Source organism: Lactiplantibacillus sp. ME-2, from assembly GCF_022549155.1.
Lineage (GTDB): Bacteria > Bacillota > Bacilli > Lactobacillales > Lactobacillaceae > Lactiplantibacillus > Lactiplantibacillus plantarum.
The window spans coordinates 119,125-132,343 of the sequence record NZ_JAKZEQ010000001.1 but is presented as its reverse complement, the minus strand read 5'-3'; the positions used below and the strand labels follow the sequence as shown (position 1 = coordinate 132,343).

The 13,219-nt window shown below is 46.1% G+C and carries 10 protein-coding genes and 1 riboswitch; of the genes, 4 read left to right on the top strand and 6 right to left on the bottom strand.

Features of this window, described 5'->3' with window-relative positions; all coding sequences use genetic code 11:
- The 3 genes from purH to MMY95_RS00580 all read left to right on the top strand — a co-directional run bounded on the left by purH (position 1) and on the right by MMY95_RS00580 (position 3,641).
- Positions 1–1,533: a bifunctional phosphoribosylaminoimidazolecarboxamide formyltransferase/IMP cyclohydrolase gene (gene purH / locus MMY95_RS00590; protein ID WP_202861131.1), complete on the top strand. Its 1,533-nt coding sequence runs from the start codon at positions 1–3 to the stop codon at positions 1,531–1,533.
- A gap of 19 nt (positions 1,534–1,552) precedes the next feature.
- Entirely contained in the window at positions 1,553–2,794 is a 1,242-nt protein-coding gene (gene purD / locus MMY95_RS00585; RefSeq protein WP_016511632.1) for a phosphoribosylamine--glycine ligase, read from the top strand.
- A 178-nt stretch (positions 2,795–2,972) separates the two neighbouring features.
- A complete protein-coding gene (locus MMY95_RS00580; protein WP_016511631.1) occupies positions 2,973–3,641 on the top strand; it encodes a hypothetical protein in 669 nt (222 codons plus the stop codon).
- A 193-nt stretch (positions 3,642–3,834) separates the two neighbouring features.
- Here MMY95_RS00580 and MMY95_RS00575 read toward each other — a convergent pair whose 3' ends face one another.
- The 3 genes from MMY95_RS00575 to MMY95_RS00565 are packed head-to-tail and all read right to left on the bottom strand — an operon-like array spanning position 3,835 to position 6,538.
- Complete coding sequence (locus MMY95_RS00575; protein ID WP_202861130.1) at positions 3,835–5,190, bottom strand: glycosyltransferase family 2 protein; 1,356 nt, start codon at positions 5,188–5,190, stop codon at positions 3,835–3,837.
- A gap of 12 nt (positions 5,191–5,202) precedes the next feature.
- On the bottom strand, positions 5,203–5,721 hold the full coding sequence (locus MMY95_RS00570; protein WP_003642598.1) for a hypothetical protein: 519 nt from the start codon (positions 5,719–5,721) through the stop codon (positions 5,203–5,205).
- On the bottom strand, positions 5,714–6,538 hold the full coding sequence (locus tag MMY95_RS00565) for an EAL domain-containing protein (RefSeq protein WP_003642599.1): 825 nt from the start codon (positions 6,536–6,538) through the stop codon (positions 5,714–5,716). Before MMY95_RS00565 ends, MMY95_RS00570 begins: the two co-directional genes overlap by 8 nt.
- A gap of 310 nt (positions 6,539–6,848) precedes the next feature.
- On the opposite strand from MMY95_RS00565, the gene MMY95_RS00560 reads away from it, so the two are divergent.
- Positions 6,849–7,751, top strand: coding sequence for an NmrA family NAD(P)-binding protein (locus tag MMY95_RS00560; protein ID WP_241277450.1), 903 nt, complete (start codon positions 6,849–6,851; stop codon positions 7,749–7,751).
- Between the two features lie 98 nt (positions 7,752–7,849).
- Here the strand turns inward: MMY95_RS00560 and MMY95_RS00555 are convergent, their stop codons facing one another.
- The 3 genes from MMY95_RS00555 to MMY95_RS00545 all read right to left on the bottom strand — a co-directional run bounded on the left by MMY95_RS00555 (position 7,850) and on the right by MMY95_RS00545 (position 12,692).
- Positions 7,850–9,133, bottom strand: coding sequence for an NCS2 family permease (locus MMY95_RS00555; RefSeq protein WP_003645873.1), 1,284 nt, complete (start codon positions 9,131–9,133; stop codon positions 7,850–7,852).
- A 368-nt stretch (positions 9,134–9,501) separates the two neighbouring features.
- The gene (locus tag MMY95_RS00550) at positions 9,502–10,842 is read right to left on the bottom strand and encodes a nucleobase:cation symporter-2 family protein (RefSeq protein WP_003645874.1); all 1,341 of its coding nucleotides are present in this window, start codon (positions 10,840–10,842) and stop codon (positions 9,502–9,504) included.
- Between the two features lie 59 nt (positions 10,843–10,901).
- Positions 10,902–11,000, bottom strand: a riboswitch (purine riboswitch).
- A 102-nt stretch (positions 11,001–11,102) separates the two neighbouring features.
- Positions 11,103–12,692, bottom strand: a complete 1,590-nt coding sequence (locus MMY95_RS00545) for a PucR family transcriptional regulator (protein ID WP_003645875.1) — start codon at positions 12,690–12,692, stop codon at positions 11,103–11,105.
- Positions 12,693–13,219: the final 527 nt, after the last annotated feature.

Here is a 13,219-nt window from a genome sequence, read left to right as displayed (position 1 = left end):
ATGACAAAACGTGCGTTGTTAAGTGTTTCTGATAAGCAGGGATTAACTGATTTTGCGAAGGGCCTCGTTGCCCTTGACTATGAATTGATTTCAACGGGTGGGACCAAAAAGGCATTGGAAGCAGCTGATATTCCAGTCATCGGAATCGAAGAAGTGACCGGTTTTCCTGAAATGCTTGACGGTCGGGTCAAAACGCTCCATCCTAAGGTTCACGCCGGACTATTAGCACGACGTGACCTGCCAGCGCACATGGCGCAACTAAAAGAAGCTGGTATTCAACCGATTGACATGGTCGTGGTTAACCTGTACCCATTCAAAGCGACCATTCAACAACCAGACGTCACACAAGCTGAAGCTATTGAACAAATCGATATTGGTGGTCCGTCGATGCTGCGTTCCGCAGCTAAGAACTTTGCCGCGGTACTGCCAATTGTTGATCCTGCTGATTATGAGCAGATTCTGGCTGATTTGCAGACGGACGCGGTCACACCGGCACTCCGTCAACGGTTAGCGGCCAAAGTTTTTCAACATACTGCGGCCTATGATGCCTTGATTGCCCAATATTTAACGACTGAAGAATTTCCAGAAAAGTTGACCCTTACTTATGATAAGAAGCAGGCCCTGCGTTATGGTGAAAATAGCCATCAAAAGGCTGCCTTTTACGAAAATGCTTTACCGACGCACTTCTCGATTACGGGTGCCAAGCAAATTCATGGGAAAGAGCTTTCTTACAATAACATCAAGGATGCGGATGCTGCCTTGCGGATGGTCAGTGAATATCAACAGCCGGCCGTAGTTGCAATGAAGCATATGAATCCGTGTGGGGTTGGCTTGGGTACGACGATTGAGGCTGCTTGGGACAAAGCCTATGAAGCCGATTCGATTTCAATCTTTGGGGGAATCATTGCCTTAAATCGACCAGTCGATCTCGCAACGGCTGAGAAGATGCACGCACTCTTCTTGGAAATTATTATTGCCCCGAGTTTTGATGACGATGCCTTTGCTATTTTGGCCAAGAAGAAGAATCTGCGCTTGATGACGGTTGACTTTGAGCAAACGCACACGGCCGATAAGTTTGAAACGATTTCAGTCGGTGGGGGCTTACTACGTCAGGAGGTCGACGTGGCCTTCGAAACGCCAGCTGATTTTACCGTAGTTACCGTAACCCAACCGACACCTGCGCAGCTAAAAGCACTCGCTTTCGGCCAACAAGTTGTGAAGCACGTTAAGAGCAATGCGGTCGTTGTAACTACCGCAGATCGGACATTGGGAATCGGTTCTGGTCAGATGAATCGAATCGATTCAACTAAGATTGCCATTGGTAAGGCGATGCAACAAGCTGGCTACGAAAATGCTATCCTAGCTTCGGATGCGTTCTTCCCAATGGATGATTGCGTCGAATATGCTGCGCAGCACGGCATTCGTGCAATCGTGCAACCAGGTGGTAGTATTCGTGATAAGGATTCGATTGCCATGGCCGACCGTTATGGTATTGCGATGGTCACCACTGGTGTTCGACACTTCCGGCATTAATGAAAGGATGGGTGCGTGCATGGCAAACGTATTAGTAGTTGGTGGTGGTGGTCGCGAACATGCCATTGCCAAGGCAATGATGGCAAGTCCGCAAGTCAGTACCGTCTATTGTGCACCCGGTAATCCAGGCATGATCCGGGATGGTATTCGGACACTAGCGATTGACGAAATGGACTTTGCGGGGTTGGTCAACTTTGCACGGGCCAATACGGTTACCCTGACCTTCGTCGGACCCGAAGTACCGCTAGCCGTGGGCATTGTTGATTACTTTCAAGCAGCCGGCCTGGCTATCTTTGGCCCCAACCAAGCTGCGGCACAGTTGGAAAGTTCTAAGGTATTTGCGAAGGCCTTCATGAGTCGCCATCACATTCCGACGGCCGACTACCGGCAATTTCATGAATTGGATTCGGCACTAGCTTATAGTCATGAACAAGCGGTGCCGCAAGTTATCAAAGTCGATGGGCTGGCAGCTGGTAAAGGGGTGACGGTTGCGACGAGTTATGAACAAGCCGCGGCAGCGATTAAGACGGCCTTTAAAACTAGTTCGACGGTCTTGATCGAGGACTACGTTGCTGGCTTTGAGTTTTCCCAAATGGTTTTGGTTGGTGGTGAGCACTATGCGTTATTACCGACCGCCCAAGATCATAAACGGTTACAGGACCATGACCGGGGACCGAACACGGGTGGTATGGGGGCCTATTCACCAGTACCGCAAATCACGCCCGCGGTTATCGATCAAACGATTGCGACAATTATTGAACCGACGATTGCAGGTCTCAAAACCGATGGGTTAAGCTTTGAAGGGGTCATCTATGTTGGGGGAATCCTGACTGCGACCGGTGTTCAAGTTATTGAATATAATTTGCGACTGGGTGATCCTGAAACGCAGATCTTATTACCACAACTACAGAGTGATTTTTATCAAGTCATCGTCGACTTACTGCAACATCGGCAACCACACGCGCAGTGGCAAACGACGGCAACTTATCTTGGCGTCGTACTAGCTGCTCCCGGTTATCCGGGACCAACTGAAGCCGGTGTACCGGTTCCGACGGTTGCTGGTGCGGATTATGCTAGCGTTGCGGGTACCCCGGATCAATTAGTCAGTGCGGGTGGCCGGGTGATGATGGTTACCGCAAGTGCCCCGAGCTTGGTCGCAGCACAGCGGGCTGTTTATCAACAAATCGACCAACTCAGAGTCGGTGATCTAGTGTACCGAACTGATATTGGCGTTAAGGGGATGACAGCGTCCCACGATTAGCGCTTGACATTCGGTGAGCACCATTCTATGCTGGAAACATTACTTAAATTCGTCATAAAAGAATAATGGTTGGTGTTGGCAGTTAAAGGCTGACCCAAACGTTGAAATCGTCCTTTTTAAGCAGTAGGGGACGATTTTTATATTGGCAGAATGCAATTAATTTGGAGGCTAAACGGGCATGGAATTTGGCACATTGATGATGATGGTTAGGCACCGTGTACATGGTTGGCAAATGGTAATGCGGTCTCAAAAAGGGTTGCATCGGGGCACAACAACGCTGAATATTAATGCGGCGGGACTTAAACGGATGGAGGACGCTGCTTTTATGCATCATATTCGGAAACCGGTTGATAAGCCGCATAATCTAAATTGGTGGCACTTTAACTTTTTCTGGGGGCTACAAGGCATCACCCAATCCGGGATAGGTTCGGTACCGGCGCTCGCGTTGACCGGTAAAATCAGTGGCTTCAACCATCCTGCCGTTGCGCATTTTGAATTCATGCGCAATCAAATCAGTGGTGGAACTGTGGATAAACAAATCTTGCCCGCTCCCGAGCTGTGCTTGGCAGAACTCAAACGGTCCGATAATGCGCGCGCACTTAATCGAGTCTATCAATCAGATACGGAAATGGTGCATGACTTGGCCGCAGCCTACCACCAGATCATGAGTGACTTGTATCGAGTTGGTGCGCGGACGATTCAGCTGAATCGCCAGGGCCTCGGCAGTCAGCAAGGGCGATCAATTACTGAACTTGGCACACAGGTAAGTCGTGAGGCCGTTCGTGATTTACCTGCCGATCTCTGTGTTCAGTGGCACGTGACACATGGGACCTGTTACTCAGCGTAGCTAGTCACAGGGTGGCCTGGGCAGCTCCGTTTGCATAGCTAAGAAAACGATCAAAAGGGATTAATATTAAAACGTGCACTTACCTGAGTCAGTTATCACTCAGGTAAGTGCACGTTTTTGGTTGGGCTGGTTGCAAGTTCTCGCACCAGTAGACCCGTTATCGATTATTGAAAGCGTTAATAGCGACACCGTTTTACTTTTTACCCTGCAATGACTGTCGCTTCGGGCTGACCCACGTTCCGGAGCCAAAGCCCAGAATGGTTTTGAGTGCAGGAATAAACGTTGCAACGACGGTGATAGGATTGATCATCCAGTAAAATAACATGTAGAGTGGGGCGAAGAACCAGTACTTTAGTTTCGCACCATGATGGTCCAACAGGAGTGCCGCTAACAGTTGCATGAACCCGGCCAATAGTTCAAAACTAACAAAGACAAATGACAACATCAAGCCGTGGTAGACTCGTTCAAAATTGCCGGTTATCAGGAAGTAACCCATCAGAATCAAAAACATCAAGGAAGTGATGACGAAGAAAAAGGACCAGATGATTGACAACGTCGAATCGACGAACATTGATAGTTGATAGCGATGAACGATTGGGTGGAAAATGAATTTCTTAATGTTCGTTAACCACACTTCCGTGCCACCCTGTGCCCAACGTTTGCGTTGATGATAAAGGTCTCGGATTGTGGTGGGGACGTTCATATGGAAGACGATGTTAGGGGCAAACCGCGGGACGGCGCCCACCATTTGGTGATCCCAGGCAATACTGATATCTTCCGTCGCGCGATTTTGTCGAAAGCCACCAACGTCAATTAGAAATTGTTTGCGGTAGAGGGTATTTGCCCCGCTATACGCGTACATAGAGTCGTTGATGGAAGTTTGACTCCGCTTGATAACACCGACGATACTAGAGAATTCAACGGTTTGAGATTTACCTAAAAGCGACGTTCGATTTTGAACATCCATATTGGCGGTGACGGCGGATGTATTCATATCGCGGTCATGGATGAAGAAATTCATATACTTCATCAGGGCGTCCTTTTCTGGAATCGTATCAGCGTCGTTGCTGAGAATATACTCACCCTGGGCAAAGTACATGCCAATATTGAAGGCGTGGGCCTTGCCCTTGTTTTTCTCAATTTCAACGGTTCGTAGCCGTGGATAGACGGACTGCAACCGTTGAATAATGGTGGCCGTCTTGTCAGTCGAACCATCGTTCATGACTAGGACCTCGTAGTTCGTATAATTGAGCTGGGTAAATAAGTATATGATGGTTTCTTCAATCATGACTTCTTCGATGGTTTCTTCAATCATGACTTCTTCGTTGTGCGCCGGGATCATGATGGTAATCATTGGTTGCTGTTCAGCCGGAATGTACTGCCAGTCATCATCACGCTTATTGGTCTTGATAAAGCGGTAGGATAGCGCGCCGGCGAACCAGAAAAAAGAGCCAACGATGGGGTAGAGGCATAAAATCAGGAGTGCGATGTTGATTACCGATTTAAATAAGGTTGCGGCGAATATGTGGTCAATAAAAATATTTGTCATGGCGCCCCCTGGTTAATCGTTAATATCGTCTAAATTATTTTGTTGATAAAGTTGCTGAATCTGATTAGTATCGAGATTTTGTTCTGGCTTGACCCGGTAGTGGCGGGTATGTTCACGAAATTCGGCATTGCCGAAACGGTCCGCCATGAACTGAGCGAGCAGTTGCTGCCGTTTTTTCTGATTAATGGGATTAAAGGTTGGCCACTGTTCAACGACACGTTCACGCTTACGATTCTGTATAATGGTCATGGTCACTGCAAAAAGGGATGCGAGTGCAAAGCAAAAGGCCAGTAAGATACCGATGAACTTAAATTCGAAAAGACCTTCATGGTAGTGCCAGAAACGCGGAATGTGTGGATTATAACTTGACCAAATGGAAAGGACTGTCACGGTGATGGGCACAATCACTGCGATCCAACCCACGATACCAACGATCGTTTGGCGAATCTTGAGTCCCCAATGGCCAGTGTCAAAGTACGCATCAGAGTATAGTTGTTGCCGATTAACATCATCAGTGGTTGGTTTAGGCATCGTGGTTCTCCTTTGTGGTTGATTGCTGGGGATTGATTGGATGGCCGAATAAGTAGCCTTGGCGAATGCTGATTTGCAGTTGCTCGGCGAGCTGTTCATCGGCCTCATTTTCGATTCCCATTAGAATTAGATCAATATTGTTTTCCTTAGAGAGCTGATTCCAGAATTGGAGGTTCAGGTCCAGCCAGACGGATGGGTCTTCCTTGCGAAATGAGCGCATTGAGCATTTGAGCGTGTCGATATCTTTTAAAAGCCACTGAATGTTTTTAAGATTGGCTAGACTTGCACCGACGTTATCGATTCCAAACTGCATGCCGTAACCGCGGGCTTCACGAATTCGCCGCCGAAATAGGCGTTTATTGATACGACGTGGTTGGTATTGAGGTGTGTACTCAATTGCCAAGTGCATCGGTTCGATGTTCGCAATTGCCCAGCGAACAAAATAACGGAATTCGGGACTGATGATTTGTTCGTATTCTAAATTGATTGATAACGTAATCGCTTCATCAGGTAGCGCCTTAAAGGTATCTTCAAGCAGGAAGATCACCCGCTGAAGTGGAAGTGAGTCAAGTTGTGGTGGTAATGACCACGAACCATCAGTATTTTGTTGACGCAGGAGACATTCATAGCCGGTAGTGCGGCCACGAAAATCGACTTGTTTTTGAATAAAGTAGCGTAGATTAAAATCATCATTTTCAAGGTAATTGTTGGAACGTTTGCGGGAGTACCAATAGTAAGTACCAATCGTCAGGATGAAGATGACCGCAATTGAGCCTGTCAACCACAGTAATCCTATTTCTAATTGTGCTAGACTCATCTAATATAATCTCCGTAAGAAAAACTTATGGTAACAGGAAAGGCGACTAACCGTCGTAGTTGACAGTGTCAAACATTTTGACATTATAGGCCTAATTTTGCACAGTTTCAACAAAAATTATCTCTTGATAAATAGAAATAATTTTTGATTAGCGTTAATCAGTCCTGTCTTATGAACGAATCGCGCAACCGCACATCAACACTGTTTAGCCAACTAAACCACCAGTGATTGACGGGATTTTAGTGGTCGCTTATAATCGATAATGACTTTGACGGATATTTTAATAAGTATAGAAGAGGGTTATCATAAAATGAAAATTGTTTTAACGGGTTCAATCGGTCGTATTAACCAGACCTTGGTACCTAAGCTGACCCATGCTGGTCATGAAGTGACGGTCATCAGTCATCAAGCAATTCGCAGTAGTTTGATAAAGGTTTTTCGCGCAACCCCTGCCATTGGTCGACTTGATGACGAAGCGTTTTTGACCAAGACGTTCATGGGCGCTGACGTGGTATACCTCATGGTAACTGGTATAGCGGCGAGTGATGATCTTTATACCGCTGCCAAACGACAAGCGGACATCTATGCCGCTGCGATCAAGGCAGCCGGCGTAAAACGAGTGGTGAATCTGAGTAGCGTGGGGGCCGACTTGGGACCAGAAGTCGGTGCACTTTACATGTATCATATTATCGAACAAACGTTAACAACCGCTTTACCAGACGTGGACTTAACGTTTATCCGCCCAACGGCAATGTACTATAATTTACTGAGCAGTGTGCCAACCGTTAAAAAGAGTCATCGAATCTACACAAATGCCAATTTGGCTGTTAAGAACGTGTGGGTTGCGCCGGTCGACGTTACAACTGTACTGATTAAGGCGCTGACCGAACCGACACCGGGGCAAACGGTGACATATGTTGCGAGTGATGAGAAAACTTATTTGGAAGTTGCTTCCGTACTGTCACAGGCTCTTAAAATGCCGGATTTGCGCGTTTCACAAGTGCCTGATGAGGTCATGCAAGATCATTTAGTGACTGCCGGAACCCCGGTCGCATTTGCACGGGAATATGTTAAAACGGTCGCTTACCAGCGTGACCACGATTTTTACGCGGATTATCGAGTACATCAACCTCGATTAGGCGATGTTAAACTTGCTGACTTTGCCCAAGTCTACGCTGAAGATTACCATAATCAACAAGTTCTTAAACACTAGTAGGCGTTAGATGCAGCCGTGCCTACTAAAAAACACCCCTGAGTTAAACGACTCAGGGGTGTTTTAGACTGCCATCATTGCTTAGCGAACCATCAGTTCTAAGCGACAAATGCAAAGTAGAGAATGAAGACGACCATCATCGTCCACATGAGGGCGTTTACTTCACGCCAACGGCCTTTGACCGTCATGGTGATTGGGTAGAAGATAAAGCCAACGGCCAAACCTTCTGAGATACTGTAAGTTAGTAGCATCATAATCATGGTGAAAAAGGCTGGGACGGCGATTTCAAACTTGGTCCAATCAATATATTGAACGTTTGATAACATTAAAATACCAACGATAATCAGGGCTGAAGCGGTCACCGCGGACGTAATCACCGTCAAAATTGGAGAGAAAAAGGCGGCGATGGCAAACAAGAGGGCAACGAAGACGGAAGATAACCCAGTACGGGCCCCCACGGCAACGCCGGAAGTCGATTCAACATAAGCCGTCGTCGGTGACGTGCCAAAGACTGCTCCTAAAGTTGTGGCGAGTGCACCACTAAAGAGCGCTTTACCAACGCCTTTGACTTCGCCGGATTCTTTGTCCACCATGCCGGCTTCGGTTGCCACCCCAACCAAGGTTCCCGACGTATCGAAAAGGCCAATGATGAAGAACGTCAGGATGACAATGATCATTTGAAACGAATTAATATTACCAAGGTGTGTCACAGCTTGACCAAAAATCGGTTGAACGCTCGGAACCCCACTGATAATCCCAGTTGGTAGGGGAATAATACCGAAGATCATTCCGACTGCGGCGGTGATGAACATGCCCCAGAAAATACCACCAGTTACATTAGCGGTGACTAGCATGATGCCGACGATAATCCCGAAAATCGCCAACAAAACGGTGGGACTGTGCAAGTTACCCAGGGCGACCGCGTTGGACTTATTCGCAACGATAATCCCAGAGGTTTGTAGTCCTGAAAAAGCAATGAACAAGCCAATTCCGGCAGATACGGCGTATTTTAGCGCACTTGGAATCAAGTTGATCAGTTTATCGCGTAACTTGGAGAGCGTTAGTAGGATGAAAAGAATTCCGGCAACAAAGACTCCCGCCAAAGCGGTTTGCCAGGGAATGTGCCATTCCTGGACAACTGTATAAGTAAAGAAGGCATTCAGCCCCATCCCCGGTGCTAATGCTACGGGAAAGTTGGCAACTAGCCCCATCAAGAGACAACCAACAATGGCCGCTAAAATCGTTGCGGTGAAGACGGCGGTCTTACTCATACCAGTACTTCCCAATAGTTCGGGATTTACGGCTAAAATATATGACATGGCTAAAAAGGTCGTCAGACCACCAATCAACTCGCGGCGGACTGAAGTGCGGTTTTCACGCAAATGAAATAATTGTTCTAGAATAATGACCCACTCCTAAAATTAATAAAAAACTAACAATTCAACAATTGTCTAGTATAACATACTGATTTTTAGGGTAACAGGGGATTAATCAGTTTATTGCCTCACGATGGCTTGTTTTTGGAATGGACCAGGTTTAGATGACTCTTCGGCAGCATGGGCAAGTTTTATGCCAAGTCGAAAGAAAGTTACTTTAAAAAAAGTCTTCACCGGTACGACGGTTGACATTCAGCAAAAAATGGCAGTATAAAGCAATCAATAGAATGAGAGCGGCTATTAAGTAGCAGAACAAAAAAACAGCGGTTCACTGCCAGATTAGGACTGTGAACCGCTGCTTTTAAGCGTCATAATTAAGGTTGTTCTGTTTCATTGAGACCGACTGATTCATCATCAACCGTGTTTTCGGCTGCGTGGCGGTTGAAGAGTAAGTTAAGGCCAACTGCGGCTACACTACCAACGACCACCCCGTTGCTCAACATGATTTGAAGTGCACCAGGTAAGAATTGGAAGATATTGGTTTGCACCGTGACGCCCAAACCAAGACCAATCGAAACGGCTGCCACGAGTAAATTATTGTTATTGCGGAAATCGACTTGAGCTAACATTCGAATCCCTTGAATGCCAACGATCCCGAACATGACGACCATGGCGCCACCAAGTACTGGGTCGGGGATAATCGTCGCTAGCGCACCAATCTTAGGCAGTAGGCCCAATACAACTAAGAACGCAGCGGAAAAGTAAATTGGCTTTCGCGTCTTGACACCAGATAATTGAACGACGCCGACATTTTCAGAAAACGTTGAATAGGGGAAGGTACTGAACAAGCCACCGAGGATGACGGCAATTCCTTCTGCCCGGTAACCACGTTTTAAATCGTCGCCTTCAATTTTACGACCGGTAATGTCGCCAAGGGCAAAGAAGACCCCGGTCGATTCAACCATCGTTGTTAAGGAGACGAGGATCATGGTCAAAATGGATGACCATTCAAAGTGCGGGGTCCCAAAGTAAAAGAGGGTCGGTAAATGGAACCAGCTAGCTTCAGCGACGGGTTTTAAAGAAACCATCCCCATTGCCCCGGCAATCAAAGTCCCAACTAAAATACCAATCAGAATCGAAACGGATTTCATGAAGCCACGTGCAAACACGCTAATTAATAAAATAATTGCGATGGTGAGAAAACCAATGCCAAGTGCTTGCAAGTTACCGAAATCCTTGGCACTGGTGTCGCCGCCACCAAGATTTTGGAAGGCGACCGGAATCAGCGTGAATCCAATAATTGTGATTAGCGATCCCGTAACGACTGGTGGAAAGAGGTTCTTGATCTTTGAAAATAAGCCGGCAATCAGAAAAATAAAAATACCAGCACCAATGATTGAGCCATACATGGTCCCCAGCCCATATGTTTTACCGATTTGAATCAACGGATTGACGGCTTGAACGGCACAGCCAAGCACGACGGGAAGCCCGATTCCTGTTAGTGGTGTACGTTTTAATTGTAGGAACGTTGCGATCCCACACATGAAAATGTCGATTGAGACTAGGTAAGTTAATTGTTCTTGGCTGAAATGCAAGGCCGCGCCAATCAATAATGGCACGAGCACATCACCCGAATACATAGCTAACAGATGTTGAAACCCTAAAATGGCCGCCTTAACATTGGTAATTTTAGGTGCTGCGGATACTTCCTTCAAATCAATCTTCCTCTCTCGATTAAGCTGATTTGCCTATAAAAAAAGTCACCCCGGCAAACGGGATGACCTCGTTTGCTTATAGTCCAACCTTTACGGGGTTGGGTAGAAACTCGTCAACCATATCATGACATTATATAGGCAATTACCACTTATTTGAATGAGACTTATTCTAGCACAGATGAAAACCGAATACAAATGTAGCCGAATAAATTAATGTTCGTGAAAACGATATTTTTTTTGGAAGATGAAAATGAAAACGTTCACTTTTGTGATTGTTGATTATGCCAAAGTAGCACTGCCATTTCTAGTGTTTGGGTCTGTTCAGGATCGTCCAAGTTCAACGTTAGCATTTTTTCGATCTTTTTAAGGCGGTAAATCACCGTATTGCGGTGAATATCTAGGTGGCCGGCCACTTCGGCAATGTTTTGATGGTAATAAAAATAGCCATACAGGGTTGTGAGTAGATTAAGTTGTTCATTCGCACTGACACCACTGACGAGTCCACCTAAGACCCGTTCGACAAACGATCGCGCTTCATTTTGTGGGATCAGTGAAATTAGTTCCTTGACGTACTTGGGCCGATAGATCGTGACTGCGTGGGGACTGTTTTTGCTGAGTGCCAAGGCTTCTGCCGCTTCATTATAGGTTGTTGCGAGTTCGGTTAGTGGTAGAGTCGAATAACTGTAGCCAGCAATCAAACGCGCCTGTCTGTCCAACTTTGGCTGAATAAATTGAACGAGGGCGGTCAGGAAGTGCTGGGCATTTTGTTGGTCATTGATTAATAAGACCAATTGCTGCTTTAATGAAAAAACAATGACGGATGCTTGGTATTCTTTAATAAACCACAGTGTCAGTTGCTGAACCTGTTCCAAGAGATGGTTACTTAAGAGGGCCTGGTGATTAGTCGTGACTAGAATGGTGGCGCAGTGGAACTTCGTACTCGGATCAATATTGCGGGCTTTCAGAGTCTTATTCACGAGGTCGTTTGAAATACCGCCATCCATTACATTTAAGTAGAAACCACTTTGGTTGCGGAATGCGGATTCATTTAACATGTCCACCCGACCATTGACGAAACTCAAGGTGTTTAAGACGACTTGCGTCAGCATCTGATCAGTTGAGTTGGCCGGGTCCAAGTCGACGACGCCTACAAAGGCCTTATTTTCCTTATAAGCCGAAAATAGTGGCATGATGGTCAGGTCATTTGCTTGGTAAGGGAGAATGACGCGGGTATTGAGGTTGAAATAGTCGATATCGGTTTGATTGCGTAAAAAATCAGTCAAGGTATTGCGGGTCATCGGTAAATCTTGGGAAGCACTGACCACCCGAAAATGACTATCCATTAAGAAGAGAGGATGATGAATTAGCTCGCTACATTTATTCAAGACCGTGGTGTTCGTTGGGTCTTTGAGCAACAAATCCGCTAGTGTTTGGTTTGCCTTGACGATGCGACTGAGCTCATTAGTTTGTGACTTTAAGATGATGCTCAGCATTTTGCGCATGGTTTCAGAAATCAACTCATCACCGGGCGTAATAATGATTGGAAAAGCGAGTTCGTTCGCTAATTCAATCACTTTTTTTGGTAAATGGTCAACGTAACGATGATCCTTAAATCCGAGACCAGCACAGTTGGCATTGTGCATCGCCTTGATCAAAGTTAGTGGGTCGGTGGTTGTATTGACGAAGGGATAGCCGTTCGTAATTAAAAACTGACCATTAGCAAGGTAGTCAGCAATGTCAGGTGACTCGATCATTCCGATATTACTAATTTCGCGTTTGAGACCGCGTTCACCCGCAATTACCCGCATATGTTGCATTGATGGTGTTTGTAATAGTGTTTGTAAACGCATGGTAAGTCCCCCTAAAATTAGTTATCTTTAACAAGTAGTATACCGATAATTTGGCAGTTTGACTATAATTAAATGAAAAACAGATTAAAAACAAATGAAGCGTCGAACCAGTGTTATGGGTTAAGGAATTTAAGTATTGGAAAGGTTTATCCTCATTTAAGCGCAGGAGTAGCCGGCGCAGGACTGCTGAAGAAAGTTTTGTTTAGTGTAAATTCACCTGGTTAGGGCGTTGGATGCCGACATACAGAAACGGGGTTCGCTCGGGTTGAGACTTCCAGTTAGCTAAGTGAAAGTTCACCCCTCAACGTTGCCGTTGAGATAATCTTCAGTTTCAACCCGTCTGAACTTCACCGGCTTCCAGTGCTGAGTATTGTCAGCAACGCCTTTCAGTCGAGGTGGTGTTCAAGTGATGGGTGGACTTAACTTTTGCTGAGTTTGTTGTTGCTCATAAAGGGTAGATTTCGCATATAATGATATTTTGATAGACCATTTGTTGCTAAATTAGCACGTTAAGATTGAAACAGTCA